We start from the raw sequence: 16417 nt of genomic DNA on the forward strand, positions 1-16417 counted from the left end.
GCACCGAGATGTAGCCATGGACAGAACCACCATACTTAAAGAAATGCAGGTCTTGCCTGAGATCGATGCCGAGTTTGAAATCACACGCCGAGTAGATTTTATTAAAAAGACACTGCTGAACAGCGGTGCTAAAAATCTGGTACTGGGTATTAGCGGTGGTATTGATTCCTCCACCACCGGCCGCTTGGCGCAACTGGCTGTCGATCAACTCAACCAAGCCGGTGAAGATAGCTACCAATTTATTGCGGTCAGGCTGCCTTATGATATTCAGCAAGACGAAGCCGATGCGCAACTGGCTATTGAGTTTATCCAGCCCTCCCGCCATATTGCGGTCAATGTAAAACCCGGCGCCGACGGTATTCATAGCGAAGTACTCAACGCCTTAGCCGCTCAGGATATCAGCCCCTCCGAGGCCACCAGCGACTTCTCCAAAGGCAATGTTAAAGCCAGAACCCGCATGGTACTCCAGTATGATATTGCTGGGCTCGTTGGTGGTTTGGTACTAGGTACCGATCACTCCGCCGAGAATATTACCGGCTTCTTTACCAAGTGGGGTGATGGTGCCTGTGATTTAGCGCCACTGTTCGGTTTGAGCAAGCGTCAGGTTAGGCAAGTGGCACAACAGCTGGGTGCACCCCAACTGCTGGTGGACAAAACCCCTACCGCCGATCTGGAATCCCTATCCCCACAGAAGGCCGACGAGCAAGCACTGGGAGTCACTTACGAGCAGCTGGATGACTATCTGGAAGGTAAGCCCGTCGATGATACCGTCGCCAGCCATATTGAAAGCATTTATGCCAAAACCCAGCATAAGCGCCTCCCTATTCCCACTATCTATGATTAAGCGAAGCAGATCATAGAATCAGTGATCAAAACCCTTGTGAATAGCCTACACTTAATCACTAACCATCAGTAACGGCGGCTCATGAGTTCAACAACCCAGGATAACCAGCTTAACCAGCAACAAAACCTGACCTTACTTAAGGTCTATACGGTTTATCGTGCCTTACTCTGTATGGCGCTACTGGGCACTTTTCTTCTAACTGCTGACACTCCGTTGGTGGGTAAATTAAAACCTGACCAGTTTTTTTATACGACCTGTTTCTATTTGCTCCTTAATTTGATTGGCTTAACTATCGTTCTGCCAAAAAAGATTCCGTTCAACCACCAGCAACTGTTCGCTAATTTTGTTATCGATATCGGCTTTATTATTGCCATTGCCGATGCCAGTGCCGGGGTTAATAGTGGTCTGGGCATTTTACTCGTGGTTGTTATAGCCGCCAGCAGTATGATGCTACAAGGGCAGCTAGCTATCCTCTGTGCGGCGCTAGCCAGTATCGCAATTATCGCCGACACCACCCGTTTGATTAGTGAAAGTCATTTAACCATCTCCAGTTTTTTGCCTGCAGGCCTGCTGGGCATGACGTTTTTTATTACGTCCTACCTGATTCAAAATTTAGCAACCAGAATCCTTGGCGCACAGTTTATTGCCGAGCAACGCACCGATGATGTGAACCGGCTGCAATCTCTGAACCAAAGTATTGTACAGCGTATGCGTACAGGGATTTTGGTGGTAAACCCTCTGGGAAGTGTTGAATTGGCCAATGCCGCCGCCGGAGAGTTATTAGGTTATCCAGAGTTTATCCAGCTGCCGGAAGCCGTCATGAGCCAGTTCAAGTTGTGGCAAACGAATCCGCAGCACCGCAGCCCGATCTTAAAAACCTCCGATGCGGGCATTGATTTACAGATAAGTTTTTCGGCACTGACACAAGAAGGCAGTAACAATGCGTTGGTATTTGTTGAAAACAATCGCCGACTTGCCCAAAGGGCGCAGCAAATGAAACTGGCGTCATTAGGTAGGCTAACCGCCAGTATTGCCCATGAAATTCGTAATCCACTGGGCGCCATCAGCCATGCTGCGCAGCTATTAAGTGAATCTGAAGAGCTGGCTAAACCCGACCAGCGCCTCAGTGAAATTATTCAAAAGCATTCCAAGCGCATGAATAATGTTATTGAGAATGTACTGGACCTCTCCAGCCGTAATGCTCCCAACCCTGAAAGCATCCATTTAGAACAATGGCTGCAACAATATATTGAAGAGTTTGATCATGCCGGGGAAGATGGTGAGATAGCGCTTAGTATTGAACAGAGCTGTAATGTCACGATTGACTGCAGCCAACTCAGTCAGGTGATCACCAATCTGGCGCAAAATGGGCTGCGTTATAGCAAACAGGAAACCGGGCGCGCCAGTTTGCAATTGTTAGTTCATAACAACCCGCTTACACAGCTGCCGGTTTTAGATATTATTGACGATGGCCCCGGTATTGCGAATGAGGCTGTCGAACAATTATTTGAGCCCTTTTATACTACCGAAGCCAAAGGCAGCGGCCTGGGTTTATACATTTCACGGGAACTGTGTGAGGCTAATGAAGCCCGATTGGACTATATTCGTACTGACAGCGGCAAAAGCTGTTTCCGGATTAGCTTTCCGCATCCTGACCGGCGCCTGTCTCCTGATTAAGGCAGCGATCAGTACCGAACTTTTTGAATGACTTTGATATAGATTGTTGTTATGAGCAAAAATAGCGTTTTAATTATTGATGATGAGCCCGATATTCGTGAACTGTTAGAACTGACTCTGGCCCGTATGGGACTGGAGACAGACAGTGCCGACAATGTCGCCAACGCTATCGATAAACTCAATCAACAGCAATATGATCTATGCCTTACCGATATGAAACTACCCGACGGTAAGGGGCTGGACATTATCCATCATATTCAAAAACACTGCCCGCAGACGCCAGTCGCCATGATTACGGCTTTCGGTAGCGTTGAGACAGCAATCTCCGCCTTAAAAGCGGGTGCCTATGATTTTGTCAGCAAACCGATTGACCTTGATCGGCTCCGTGACCTGGTAGATACCGCCTTAAAATTACCGCATACGGCAGCAGAAATCGAATATAGCGGTCAGGTACAACTGTTAGGCAATGCACCCACTATTGATGCCTTACGCCGGCAGATCACCAAACTATCGCGCAGCCAGGCCCCAGTCTATATCAGCGGCGAATCCGGCAGTGGTAAGGAAGTGGTAGCCCGGTTAATTCACAGCAACGGCCCCAGAGGCAGCAATAGTTTTGTAGCCGTTAACTGCGGCGCGATTCCCTCCGAGTTGATGGAAAGTGAATTCTTTGGCCATATTAAAGGCAGCTTTACCGGTGCACTGGAAAATAAAAAGGGCTTATTTGAAGCCGCTCAAGGGGGCACTTTATTTTTGGATGAAGTGGCTGACCTCCCTCTGCCGATGCAGGTCAAACTGCTGCGAGCGATTCAGGAAAAAGCGATTCGTAAGGTGGGCTCTAATGAAGAAGTCCCTATTGATGTACGTATTCTCAGCGCCACCCATAAAGACCTAAGCCAGGAAGTAGAACATGAGCGCTTCCGGAATGATTTGTTTTATCGCATTAATGTAATTGAGTTACAGGTGCCACCGCTGCGAGAGCGCAGAGAGGACATTCCCCTACTGGCTGACTTTTCCCTCGACAAATTATCCAGAGAATGGCAGCTTGAAAAACCCAGCTTGTCTCCCCAAGCCCTGACAGCACTGAATAATCATTCCTTTCCTGGCAATGTCCGGGAATTAGAAAACACGTTGGAAAGAGCCTTTACGCTCTGTGAAGGTAATACTATTAACGCAGAGGATTTGCAATTATCCGCAGGCAGCCCCGCCAAAAATGAACCGGCCTCGGCGTCAGCCTCTGCAAAGGGCGCACTAGGTGATTTGGACGGTTATTTGGAAGCCATGGAAAAAGAAGCGATTATGCTGGCGCTGGAAAAAACTCGCTGGAATAAAACCGCCGCCGCCGAATTATTGGGCATTTCTTTTCGGCAAATGCGGCATCGTTTGAAAAAATTACATCTGGAAGAAGATTAAGCCTTAACAGCTTTTACCCCAACACTTCTCACTATCGGCAATCGAACCCGAGTTGTCGCTATCCCAACTTTTAACACCGGTATGGGTCAATTCCAAAAAACCATCACCGTCTTGAGCAGCACCGGAAATAGGCTCTGCACGAAGCGTGTAGGTTGTTGCGGTTGCTACCGGTATTTTCAAGTTGTAATACTTGGTGCCACCGTCCAGCGGTACCTGGCTTGGGTACACGGAAGCAGCCGGCGCACTAGAGCTTACCGCGCTGGCATAGGTGCTATTTTCCGTAAAGTGCCTTTCCATTGCCTGGGCCAAACCCATGAGTGCAGCCTGAGCATCTGCTCTTCGGGTTCTATCACCCTGACTTTGATACGCAGGGATGGCAAAGGTAGCCAGTATCGCGACAATCGCGACAACAATCATTAGCTCTACCAAAGTAAAGCCTCGGACCTGTTGTGTGCTGTTCTGTAGACTCATTGTTTTTCTCTCTGTCGTTTTATTCTTTCTGGTACCAGAAGGTTCGGGTTGCCAAATCATTACCTAGCAGATTATCGTCAAGGCTTGGATCTTCGGTACCAAATTTCACTGCACCACTGGTGCTGATCTCACCTGAATCCGGGTCTGTATTTTGGGTAATGACCACCACCGGCTCATCAACAATAGTACCGGAATTGAGTGTTTCAAATCGGTTGGTATCATTTTTACTGGCAGAGGTTGCATCATACAAGTTCACGGCATAGGCTCTGGCCGTTCCCGGTGTCGGTGCGCAATCCACTAAACGGGATGTCGGCTCATAGGTGGCAAATAACACCACACCATTAATAGTCAGCGGGGTGGAAAGCACTTTTTCTCCACTGCCATTGCCTATCGCGGTTCCCAGGGTTATATACCAACCCGATTCTGCGGCCAGTTTCTCAAGTTCAGTTGCCTTACCTGATGCATCGCTGCTAGTAATCAAATCAGCTGTAGCATCATATAAATCATCATGGTCCAGCTTGATATAACCACTCTCGGGTGCTGAATAAGCATCGCTAAGTTTCAGCATATAAAAACGATCAAGAACAGCCGTTTCATTGGGGCTTGCTCGCCAGCCAGAACCAATCGTCAACGCAACACTATCACCTGAATCCTCGTTGATCAGGGCAATATCAGGGCTTTGGTAAAAACGACGAGCTGTAGAGTCGGTATCACCCGCCAGTTCAGCAATAACACCTCCGCTGATAAAGTCGGTATTATTGATATAGGAACTACCCAATTCACCACCGGTATTGATATCAAAGCGCCAAATTTGGCCACCCATATCGCCGACATAAAATTGATTGGCAAACGAAGAACCGGTGGTATCAGCCACGGTCAGAGTCGCGGGAATACTGTAATCCATATCGGGGTAACTAGTGTCATCTGCTCGCCATAATAGCGCGCCCGTTTGTGCATCCACCATATAAATGGCGTTGCCCTGAGTATCCGTATTTCGGTTCAGGTTATCGACACCATCGGTATCGTTATCCTGGTCAGGGTCGTAGCCGCCGGCAAAAAATAACACATGGCGAGCATTCACACCTAAAATATCGTAGATATCGCCATCACCATTATTACCCTTGTTGTTGCTGCCGTCATCTTCACCCACTACCGTTATAATAGGCTGGGACCAGGTTTCACCTAAATCTTCAAAGCCGCTATCACCCCGAGAGATTTGCCAAAGCATTTTGGGGGAGTTGCGGTTGGTAACATCCATTGCATAATAAGTCGTACCACCACGGCGTAAGCCGAAGTAGACATACACAAAGTCTTTAGCGCCATTCGCTCCGCCGCCAATAACACCATCATCATCAACATCATTAATCCATACGGTAGGAGCACCATCAACACCATAAATATGGTCGCCACCCTGACCTGATGATACATCCGCTAAATTACCCAGTAATTCCTGCGGTATAAAACTCCACAGCTCTTCACCGGTATTGGCATCTACCGCATGGAAATAACCCTCATTGGTACCAAAAAACATGGTAAGAATCGGGCTGGCGTTAGTACCACCATAAGTCACAACAACGGGTTTTGAATGTAATGGGTCACCAATACTTTTACGGGTAAGGGTACGGTCACCGTCATTATCAATATCATACAGGTCGATACCTTTAGCCCACTCAATAAGAGCAGTGCGCTCAGCATCGCTCATGGCCGCATCACCTAATAGGGTCTTGGTAATCGACGCATTATCGTCATGAATGCGATTAACATAGTTAGGGCCATCTTCACCATAGAGATTGTTATTGCTACCAAACCAGGTATAGACATTACGCTCGGCAGGAATATTCGATGCTACACCACCGTTTTCAACGGTAAATTCAGTGGGTACCGCGCCTGAGTCAAAGAAATCCTGTGAAGATTCTTTAAAAAATCCTGTGTTAGTATCAACCGCTTCAACGCCGTTTTTATCCAGAATCACATTCGAAGTGGTACCAACAGTACCGAGGTTATACTTTTTAATATTGCCTTCCCAACGCTTATCCGTATCGGGCTTAAACACCGCAAAATACACCTCATTACGCTGTACCAAACGGTTAAACTGATTAATCGTCGCTACCGGAGCAGCAAAGGTACTGGAGGTGTCCAGTACCTGTGTACTAATCGCTGCTAACACATCCGATAAATCACCAGCCGATGAGGCTTCTTTATAGAGACCACCACCGGCCGTCGCCAGTTCTTGCAGCCAGTCACTGCTAAAGTTAAAGCCGATAACATGAGTGGTTACGGTCTGGTCATACTGCATTTCAGCATCGTCGACCTGATCCGTATTTTTTAGGTAGGAGAGTAGCTCAGCACCACATAATTCATCATCGTCCCCAGTACTGGTACATTCTGAGGAATCTGCCAGACCGGCAAACCGTGCTGACAAATTGGCGGCCTGGTTTTGGGTCGCATTACCATCTGTTAACAACACCAGATGATTAGGCTGACAGGCATTAACCATGGGTGACTTGTATTGCACGGTAGTTTGACCCGGAGATAATGCACTGCCACTTGCTTCCCAACGACGGTCTTTACAATCGTCATCGTTTAAATCCGACAGGGAACAACCGGACGGCGTATTGAGAGTACCGGAGCCACCAGTAACGACAGAATCCTCGTGAGAAGTACGGAACTCATCGGCGCGAAGGCTGCCACCCTTGGTATAGTAAATATCATTCGGGTCACCCTCGGTACCCCGTGAAATACCGTAATAAACATAGCCACCGGTATAGTAAAGAGCAGCCTCATAAAGGGCATTGACAATAGGCGTATTGGTCGAGCCTATTTTCATCTCTTCTAAAGAATCATTTAACTGACTGTTATAGGTATCACCTTCGGAAACAGGATAAACAACACCGGCACCCTTGCGATTAAAGCGCATAATTCCGACGTTAACATCATCCATCAATGCACTATCAGCCAGGAAATCATAGACCGCAGCTTTCATATGTGAAATACGGCGCTCCCCGGTATTGGTGGGAAATTCATCATTGGTAACATCATCTGCGGGCAAAGTGACTGAACTACCAACATCATCATTATCCATTGACCCGGAAGTATCCAGAATAAACAAAATATTCGGCTTGATACCCAGAGCGCTATATTGGGAACTATCGCTAAAATAAATATCAATATCGTCAGCTGTACTTAACGGCGCTGCTAGCATAGATATCAGCAGCCCCAGACCAGATATAGTTAAACGATTCGCTGTCATTAATTTCATTTTTGCCTCCCTTGAGGAGTTACCACACTGTTTGAACATCATTAACTGTTTGAGCATTGCCACTTTTATCATGGCCATTACAACACCTTATGCATAGAACTGAGGCCGCTATTCAATGAGGTACCAGAGACATAAGCACCACGCACATGAACCGAACTGGTTTTGGCCGATAATATATTCGCGTTGCCTGTCACATAAAAATGGTAGTCTTGAATCCCTGCTGCCCCTTGACGGCGACTGCTACCAAAAGCGATTTCATCGTCCTTAAATTCAACCTCGACAGAACCGGTTATACGCGTATCAGTATTAGTTATCGTCGCCGTCTCAGGGGTCTCAGGGTTTTTATCTTTTAAGTAGGCTTTCCATAACATGGTATTGTCTGCAAGGCCGTCTTCAATAGCGGCATCGGCGGCTTGAAAAACCAGGTTTTTGGTTTGCCAGTTAGAGGCCATTTTCTCTTCCAAGCCCGTAGTGCTAATCCCCGACAAACCGACCATGGTGATAACCAGCAACAGAATCAGACTGATAATCAGTACGGCACCCTGTTGTTTGCTTCTATATTGCATCATGTTATTCACTCTCTATAACGGGTTAGCGACGATTGCGTAATTTAGCAGTCATCGTAAATTGTTTGCGTATTGCCCTATCACCAAAGTGCGCACTGGCGCTGCTATCGGTTACCGTTTCGCCCGGCAGCAGATAAGATCGGCTATCATCTTCACTTAGCACCTGATCATAACTCTGGGCCAAAATACCAAAACGTACACTGATAATATTGTCGGTATCGGTCACCTCATCTGCGGTAACGTAACGGATATTGCCGGTATCCAATTGCTCGCCATAAAGAATTTGCAGGTTTTCTACGCCTTCAAATAACTCTTGCGGACTACCATTAAGCTCTTGTGAATATAAGCCATAGACCGGGTTACCTTCGGCGGTTGTGCGGCCGGTATCGGCAACAAAATAAAGTCTTAGCTGAAAGGACAGTATTTCAGCACCTTCTGAATATTCTGGTTCCATTTTATGGGGCGAGTTATTATTTGCACCGTGTGCAATATTCATTTTGGTGCCGTTGTTGTTGGGCTTATTGGTGACTTTCAGCAAGTGCGCACTTTTACAATCGGACAGCATCAAATGATCGTCCTGGCTAAAGCCCAGATCATTATTAGGAATATCAAAATTTGCGGAGTTTTTATTGGTTGGCGATTCTAATACCAGATCAGCCGACGTCGCATATTGCAGCATAATCACATCGGTGCCGGGACGGGCAAAAACATCCCCGGTCTTGGTAGTTTTTTGAACCGCCGCTAAAAGTGTATCCGATGCTGTAAGCGCAGGCTCAAAAACACCATTGCTATTCGTTTCGTAGCCCATAATTGCACCACCACTAAAGCTGGTCGCATTCAAGTCGTTAGACATCACGATAATATCCAGTGCTTCCGGGTCAGCACAGCCTTGATAACCGGCCATGCGTACATCTCTAGCCATAGCATCCATGGCAAAACGCCCAGTCTCCTGCAAACGAGACAGCGCTTTTTCCATATCCGATAATTGCTTGCTGGACATATAACTCTGAAACAGCCCCGCGGTGATAAACACCCCCAGACCCAGAGCAACCAATAACTCTATCAGGGTAAAACCTTTTTGCTGTTTAGATCGGCTAAACATTAAAACAACCTCACAGTGACATCGACGCTTTTAGTAACACTGGATTTTTCACCATCAACCCATTCAATCTCTGGCCATTCAACCTTGACCGTTGTTATCCCGGTTAGGCCATTGGTTTCTACCGTGCCTTTGGAACCGGGAATCAAACCGGTACTCGCATTAGAGGGAAACTTTAATAGCCACTCATGGATGTCATAAGCCGCTATAGAGGCACTGTCACAGCCGTTATCGCTGTCTATGCAGGTTGGCTTACTGGCTGATGAACTACCGGTATCGATACCGTCATAGTCATCATTGGCAAAGCCATCGGCATTAGCCCGCATTCTGTCGAGAATATCCGCCGCTAAAAAGTTAGCCTGTGAGCGGTGGTAAGCACCCTGATTGCCTTTCAAACTGGCCAGCTGCATGCCCGATACACCCAGAATGCCAATAGCCAGGATAAATACAGTAATCATCACTTCAAGTAAGCTAAAACCCGACATGGTTTTTTTCATTGCAAGCGCCCTAATCATTACCCTTCCTCTGCTGGACAAGTTACGTCTTTGCTATTGCCATCATCATCGATATAGTCGACAACACCAGAGTCATTGGTATCACGCATCAGCCGAAACTGGCCATAAACAGAAAAAGATAGCCCTTGTGCACTGGTCGCACCGCGGTCATCACACACCACCATTTGACCAACGGATGCTGAATCCGCATCCTCAAATTTTCCATCACCCTCAAAACGAATACCGCCGTCCTCGGCAAAATCACTTAAGGTAATGGTGATATCAGAGCTGCTGGCCTGACGAACGCGTAAAATGGTATCCGCACCATCACGGTCACGGTTGCTGTCATTATCAGTAAAAATCAGCCAGTCTTTGGTCCAGTCCGTACCTGAGCAGGTGGATTGGTCGGCGGTAGGGCAAATGGAAACAGCGATATTGGCCTTCACCGCCTCGGAGCGAGCATAGGCTAAATCACCCAGCAACTGGTTAAAGTCAGCCGCCATCTGTGTTCTTTGGATCAGGTTATTAAAGCCAGGAAGAACCACACCCATGATAATCGCGGCTACGGCCAGCGTCATCATAAGCTCCACCAGGGTAAACCCCCGCTGGCGCTGGCTGCTGCTATTTCTGCTGATTTGCATAGGCAAAGACATAGACCCAATCCGTTCTATAAGTTTTTTATCAGCTTATAAACTAGAGCTAACTGAAACAAATAGCTATCGGGGGGGGATAAGCGGTGCTATGGAGGAGACTAATGGTGCTAATTGCTTGATAGTAGTGAACTATTTCACAATTTTCAGGTAGTGGTGAAGCCAATGCCAGCCCTCAGGAGCTGGCAATAATCCTCAGCTCTTTGGGCAGGGAAAAGGTAATATTTTCAGTGGTGCCCGCCATTTCCTGAGGGGCTTCTGCGCCCAGCTCACAAAGACCATCAATGACCTGTTTGACCAACACATCGGGGGCTGAAGCGCCTGCGGTTATGCCAACCGAGGTTTTACCCGCCAACCAGGCAGAATCGATATCATCGGCTGAATCAATCAAATAGGACTCAGTGCCCATTCGCTGGGCCAACTCACTTAAACGGTTGGAATTAGAGCTATTGGGTGAGCCAACCACCAACAGCAAATCACAGGCTGTTGCTAACTGCTTTACCGCATCCTGCCGGTTCTGGGTGGCATAGCAAATATCATCTTTGCGGGGGCCTTTGATCTGGGGAAATCGTTTTCTCAGTGCGTCAATCACCTGCGCGGTATCGTCCATCGACAGGGTGGTTTGGGTAACATAGGACAAGGCGGCAGTGTCCTTAACCGTTAAGGACTCTACTTGTGCTACATCCTCAACCAAATAGATATCACCACCCTGAGCGTGGTCGTACTGCCCCATGGTGCCCTCAACTTCCGGGTGCCCTTTATGGCCAATCAAGATACATTCATGCCCATCCTGAGAGTAGCGCATCACTTCCATATGCACCTTGGTGACCAGTGGACAGGTAGCATCAAAGACTTTTAGGCCGCGTCTTTTAGCTTCTTCCTGTACTGCCAAAGACACACCGTGGGCACTGAAAATCACAATGGTATCGTCGGGAATTTCATCGAGTTCATCAACAAAGACCGCACCGCGGGAGCGAAGATCATCCACTACAAATTTATTATGTACCACTTCATGACGCACATAGATGGGCGCACCAAAAATCTCCAGAGCGCGGTTTACAATTTCAATGGCCCGATCCACTCCGGCACAAAACCCCCTGGGGTTGGCCAGTTTTATCTGCACCGGTTGAGTGATTGCGACATCATTATTGCTCATAAATACCTACCTAGTCCGCCGGCTTCGCTGCCACATCCACAATAGCTACATCGAACTGAATATTTCTACCTGCCAATGGGTGGTTAAAGTCTACGGTTATATTATCGCCGTCAATAGACTTTACCACGCCAGGTAATTCTGACTGACTGGCATCGGCAAAGGAAATCACCAAGCCCTCGGCCAATTCTAGATCGGCGGAGAAATCGCCCCGTGAAAATTGCTGCACATTGCTGGGGTTTGGCTGACCAAAGCCCTCTTCCGGTAATACCGTAAAACTACCCTCTTCGCCTTTTTTCATGCCGTGGATTTTTTTCTCAAAACCATCCAGCAAACTGCCATCACCCATAACAAAGGTGGCGGGCTGCCGATCAAAGGTCGAGTCAATTACCGACCCATCGTCAAATTTCAGGGAGAAGTGCAGGGTCACTTGGGAATCAGTGCCTATTGAAAGTTCACTCATAGTTTATATCTTTTTTAAAAGGTCATTTTATTTCGAAGCTTTGTCGTCGTTATGGTGTTCTGGGTTAATAATCATATCCAATATCATTAAAGCCGCGCCGATGGTAATCGCGGCATCGGCAATATTAAATGCCGGAAAATAGGCTGACTGATAATGGACTGAAATAAAATCCACCACATAGCCCAGTGCCACACGGTCCCATAAATTACCTATCGCACCACCCAAAATACAACATAAGCTGGCAATCATTAGCCGCTGATCAGCGCTTAAACGGCTAATCCAAACCAGCAACACTGCGCTGACCACCGCCGATACAATGGTAAAAAACCAACGCTGCCAACCACCAGCATCAGCCAGAAAACTAAAGGCCGCACCGGTATTATGTTGCAGGGTTAAATTAAACACCGGTAATATCTCAACCGGCAAACCATAGCTTAGCTGGGTACTGGCTAAGTACTTGGTCCACTGGTCAAGGGCAATAATAATTATTGCGACCAGCAGACCAATACTATTAGAACGATTTAGGCTCATTAAGCAAACTGACGCTGTTCGCCAGCACCTTCAACATTATCAATACAGCGACCACAAAGCTCTTCATGCTCCTTATTAGCACCCACATCTTCACGGTGATGCCAGCAGCGGGCACATTTGGCATGGGCACTTTGAGCTACGGCAATTTCCAAACCCTCCACCTCGGTTTCTGCGGCAGCAGCGGACTCGGATAAAGGCTTAATGGTGGCCGTTGACGTAATCAAAGCAAAGCGTAGCTCTGTATCCAGTTTTTCTAACTGGCCAGCCAGCTCGCTGCTGCAATACAGCGTAACTTCTGCTTCAAGACTACCGCCAATCACACCCTCGCCTCGCTTGGCTTCCAGTTCTTTATTAACAGCCGTTTTAACCGCCATTACTTGTTGCCAATAAGCTTCGCCAAATTCTTCATCGTCAGCCAGAGTGGTTAAACCGTCATACCACTGACTAAGGAATACTGACTCGTCTTTTTCACCGGGGATATGTTGCCAGAGTTCATCCGCGGTAAAACTGGTGATCGGTGCAATCCAACGGACCATCGCGCGAATAATATGGTACAGCGCCGTCTGAGCTGAGCGCCGTGGCAAGCTATCTTCCTGAGTGGTGTACTGGCGGTCTTTAATAATATCGAGATAAAAGCCCCCTAACTCAAGCACACAGAAGTTATGTAACTTCTGATAGATCAAATGAAATTGGTAGGACTCATAGGCTTCGATAATATCTTGTTGCAAGCGCGCTGCAGCATCAACCGCCCAGCGATCCAGTGCCACCATATCTTCACTGGCCACCAAATGCTCTGCCGGATCAAAACCACTCATATTCGACAATAGGAAACGGGCGGTATTACGAATACGACGATAGGAATCCGCAGTGCGTTTAAAGTTTTCGTCACTCACCGTAATTTCATTACGGTAGTCAGTGGCGGCAACCCACAGGCGTAAAATATCTGCACCCATGGTATTCATCACAGTTTGTGGTGCAATGGTATTACCAATCGACTTGGACATTTTCCGCCCTTCGGTATCGATAGTAAAACCGTGGGTTAATACTTGTTTATAGGGGGCGCGGCCATTGACAGCAACCGAAGTTAATAATGACGACTGGAACCAACCGCGATGCTGGTCAGAGCCTTCCATATATAAATCAGCCGGCGAACGTAAATCATCGCGACGGTCTAACACCGAAGCGTGGGTCACCCCCGAATCAAACCATACATCCAGAGTATCGGTCACCTTTTCATAGTTATCCGCCTCATCACCCAGCAACTCGGCAGCATCCATTTCAAACCAGGCATCAATACCTTTTTCTTCAACACGCAAAGCCACTTCCTCAACCAGACGCTGGCTTTCCGGGTGCAGTTCTGCGGTTTCTTTATGGATAAATAAGGTAATGGGAACACCCCAGGTACGCTGTCTGGACACACACCAATCCGGACGATCATTAATCATCGAATCGATACGGGCTTTACCCCAGGACGGCATCCACTCCGTTTTCTCAACTTCGGCCAGAGCCTGAGTTAGCAAGCCGTTTTTATTCATAGAGATAAACCACTGTGGTGTGGCTCTAAAAATAATCGGCGTTTTATGGCGCCAGCAATGGGGATAGCTGTGCTCAAACTCTTCATGGTGCAATAAAGCACCCCGCTGTTGCAGCGTTTCAACAATAGCACTGTTTGCTTTTAGTACATGCTGACCGGCAAACAGCTCAGTATCGGGCAGATAAACCCCATTGGAACCCACTGGGTTATAAACATCCAAACCGTATTGTTGGCCGACATTAAAATCGTCTACACCGTGACCGGGAGCGGTATGCACAGCCCCGGTACCGGCTTCAGTCGTCACATGGTCACCCAAAATAACCAGTGACTCGCGCTCATAAAAGGGATGTTGTAAGGCTTGCTTTTCTAACGCAGCCCCTTTACAACGACCCACAATCGAAAATGATTCCACACCGTACCGAGACATAACACTTTCATGCAGGTCTTCAGCCAATAACACATTTTTCTGCTGGCCATTTTGATGAAAGGCTACCAATACATAATTAAATTCGGGGTGCAGGCTTACCGCCAGGTTGGCGGGTAGTGTCCAGGGGGTTGTGGTCCATATTGCCAGTGCAACACTGCCAGCAATATCATCACTGGCACCACAGGCTGCCAGTACTTCGCTGCGATTAACCACCTCAAAAGCCACATCAATCGCCGGTGAGACTTTATCTTTATACTCAACTTCCGCTTCCGCTAAAGCCGAGCCACAGTCCATACACCAATGCACCGGCTTAAAGCCTTTTTGCAAATGACCATTGTCAGCAATCTTACCCAAGGTGCGGATAATATCCGCTTCGTTTTGGAAGTTCATTGTCAGGTAGGGATTGTCCCAATCACCCAGAACACCTAAACGAATAAAATCTTTTTTCTGGCCATTAACCTGCTTCTGGGCATACTCACGGCATTTTTTTCTAAAGATAGAAGGGTCGACCTTAACGCCTGCCTTGCCCACTTTCTTTTCAACATTTAGCTCAATCGGCAAACCATGACAATCCCAGCCCGGCACATAAGGAGCATCAAAACCATTCATGGTTTTGGACTTCACAATAATATCTTTAATAATTTTATTCAGGGCATGACCAATATGAATATCACCATTGGCGTAGGGAGGGCCATCGTGAAGAATAAATTGCGGGCGACCTTTGCTGGCCTCGCGAATTTTTTCGTATAAACCCTCTTCCTGCCAACGCTTTAGCGTTTGCGGCTCGCGCTGGGCCAGGTTCGCTTTCATTGGGAAAGCGGTTTTGGGAAGGTTCAGGGTGCTTTTATAATCACTCATAGGGTTATTATCTACCTAACAACTTAGCTGTTTATGTGTTGGCCGACGCCACAAAATATTGGCGGCCGGTGTCTATATCTTTATGGATCTGTTCTTTTAGCTCATCAATGGAATCGAACTTTTGCTCATCACGGATTTTTTTACGGAAAATCACTGTGATTTTTTTGCCGTATATATCTTCATTAAAATCCAGAATATGCACTTCTAAAATAGCGTTTAAACTATCATCAACAGTAGGTCTTGAACCAACATTGGCAACCCCCTGTAAGCTACGCTCCCCAATTTCAACTTCAACGGCATAAACTCCTGACATGGGTGCACGTAACCGACGCAGGGCGATATTGGCGGTTGGCGCATGCAAATGCCGCCCCAGCTGCTGACCTACGATCACCCTTCCAGCAATACTATAGGGTTTGCCTAACAGCATTTCAGCCAGTTCAAAATCGCTGTCTTCAAGCGCCTTACGGATACGCGTACTACTTACCCGATCATTGCGGATCTTTAAGGTTGACGTTGCCACCACATCAAAGCCGTGAATCTGTCCTTCTGTTTGCAGCAACTTAAAGTCACCGCCGCGATTGCGACCAAAGCGTAAATCATCGCCAACGATAATATACTGCGCGCCCAAACCCTTAACGAACACCTGCTGAATAAACTCTTTCGCTCCCATATCCTGAAAGCCTGGGGTAAAGCGAATACGCAATACCCGGTCAATACCCAGCGCCTTAAAGGCCTGGAATTTTTCTCTGAAGCTCATCAAGCGAGCCGGTGCCTGCAAGGGGGCAAAATATTCCCGGGGCAAGGGCTCAAACACCACGACCGTGGTGGGCAGATTTAGCTCTTGTCCTTTATCAATCAGCTGTTGCAATACCGCCTGATGCCCGTGATGGACACCATCAAAGGCACCAATGGTGGTGACACACCCTCGATGTCTGGGGCGCAGATTATGCAGACCGCGAATAAGCTCCATGGAGTAATATC

The 16417-nt window shown here is 47.5% G+C and carries 14 protein-coding genes; 3 read left to right on the forward strand and 11 right to left on the reverse strand.

Translation table 11 applies throughout. The features are described 5' to 3' along the window. Positions 1 to 16: 16 nt before the first annotated feature. The 3 genes from nadE to BST96_RS01105 all read left to right on the forward strand — a co-directional run bounded on the left by nadE (position 17) and on the right by BST96_RS01105 (position 3931). The gene (gene nadE / locus BST96_RS01095) at positions 17 to 844 is read left to right on the forward strand and encodes an ammonia-dependent NAD(+) synthetase (protein ID WP_085756914.1); all 828 of its coding nucleotides are present in this window, start codon (positions 17 to 19) and stop codon (positions 842 to 844) included. An 81-nt stretch (positions 845 to 925) separates the two neighbouring features. Next, complete coding sequence (locus BST96_RS01100; RefSeq protein WP_085756915.1) at positions 926 to 2521, forward strand: sensor histidine kinase; 1596 nt, start codon at positions 926 to 928, stop codon at positions 2519 to 2521. Positions 2522 to 2572: 51 nt separating this feature from the next. Beyond that, positions 2573 to 3931, forward strand: a complete 1359-nt coding sequence (locus BST96_RS01105; protein WP_085756916.1) for a sigma-54-dependent transcriptional regulator — start codon at positions 2573 to 2575, stop codon at positions 3929 to 3931. A 3-nt stretch (positions 3932 to 3934) separates the two neighbouring features. On the opposite strand, the gene BST96_RS01110 is transcribed toward BST96_RS01105, so the two are convergent. The 11 genes from BST96_RS01110 to ribF form a co-directional block, all read right to left on the reverse strand. Continuing rightward, on the reverse strand, positions 3935 to 4402 hold the full coding sequence (locus BST96_RS01110) for a type IV pilin protein (RefSeq protein ID WP_085756917.1): 468 nt from the start codon (positions 4400 to 4402) through the stop codon (positions 3935 to 3937). Positions 4403 to 4421: 19 nt separating this feature from the next. Continuing rightward, on the reverse strand, positions 4422 to 7739 hold the full coding sequence (locus tag BST96_RS01115; protein WP_085756918.1) for a VWA domain-containing protein: 3318 nt from the start codon (positions 7737 to 7739) through the stop codon (positions 4422 to 4424). Next, positions 7739 to 8230: a pilus assembly PilX family protein gene (locus tag BST96_RS01120; protein WP_085756919.1), complete on the reverse strand. Its 492-nt coding sequence runs from the start codon at positions 8228 to 8230 to the stop codon at positions 7739 to 7741. Before BST96_RS01120 ends, BST96_RS01115 begins: the two co-directional genes overlap by 1 nt. A 22-nt stretch (positions 8231 to 8252) precedes the next feature. Beyond that, entirely contained in the window at positions 8253 to 9329 is a 1077-nt protein-coding gene (locus BST96_RS01125) for a PilW family protein (RefSeq protein ID WP_085756920.1), read from the reverse strand. Then, a complete protein-coding gene (gene pilV / locus BST96_RS01130) occupies positions 9329 to 9841 on the reverse strand; it encodes a type IV pilus modification protein PilV (RefSeq protein WP_085756921.1) in 513 nt (170 codons plus the stop codon). Before pilV ends, BST96_RS01125 begins: the two co-directional genes overlap by 1 nt. Beyond that, the gene (locus BST96_RS01135) at positions 9841 to 10473 is read right to left on the reverse strand and encodes a GspH/FimT family pseudopilin (protein WP_085756922.1); all 633 of its coding nucleotides are present in this window, start codon (positions 10471 to 10473) and stop codon (positions 9841 to 9843) included. The genes pilV and BST96_RS01135 overlap by 1 nt, the downstream gene beginning before the upstream one ends. A gap of 172 nt (positions 10474 to 10645) precedes the next feature. After that, on the reverse strand, positions 10646 to 11593 hold the full coding sequence (gene ispH / locus BST96_RS01140; RefSeq protein WP_085760445.1) for a 4-hydroxy-3-methylbut-2-enyl diphosphate reductase: 948 nt from the start codon (positions 11591 to 11593) through the stop codon (positions 10646 to 10648). 43 nt (positions 11594 to 11636) lie between these two features. Beyond that, positions 11637 to 12086 carry an FKBP-type peptidyl-prolyl cis-trans isomerase gene (fkpB, locus tag BST96_RS01145; RefSeq protein ID WP_085756923.1) on the reverse strand — a complete coding sequence of 150 codons (450 nt, stop codon included), beginning with the start codon at positions 12084 to 12086 and terminating at the stop codon, positions 11637 to 11639. Positions 12087 to 12113: 27 nt separating this feature from the next. Beyond that, positions 12114 to 12617: a signal peptidase II gene (lspA, locus tag BST96_RS01150; RefSeq protein WP_085756924.1), complete on the reverse strand. Its 504-nt coding sequence runs from the start codon at positions 12615 to 12617 to the stop codon at positions 12114 to 12116. Continuing rightward, positions 12617 to 15436, reverse strand: a complete 2820-nt coding sequence (gene ileS, locus BST96_RS01155) for an isoleucine--tRNA ligase (RefSeq protein WP_085756925.1) — start codon at positions 15434 to 15436, stop codon at positions 12617 to 12619. Before ileS ends, lspA begins: the two co-directional genes overlap by 1 nt. A gap of 31 nt (positions 15437 to 15467) precedes the next feature. After that, positions 15468 to 16406 carry a bifunctional riboflavin kinase/FAD synthetase gene (ribF, locus tag BST96_RS01160; protein ID WP_085756926.1) on the reverse strand — a complete coding sequence of 313 codons (939 nt, stop codon included), beginning with the start codon at positions 16404 to 16406 and terminating at the stop codon, positions 15468 to 15470. Between the last annotated feature and the right edge of the window lie 11 nt (positions 16407 to 16417).

This window comes from Oceanicoccus sagamiensis, assembly GCF_002117105.1.
Classification (GTDB): domain Bacteria; phylum Pseudomonadota; class Gammaproteobacteria; order Pseudomonadales; family Dasaniaceae; genus Oceanicoccus; species Oceanicoccus sagamiensis.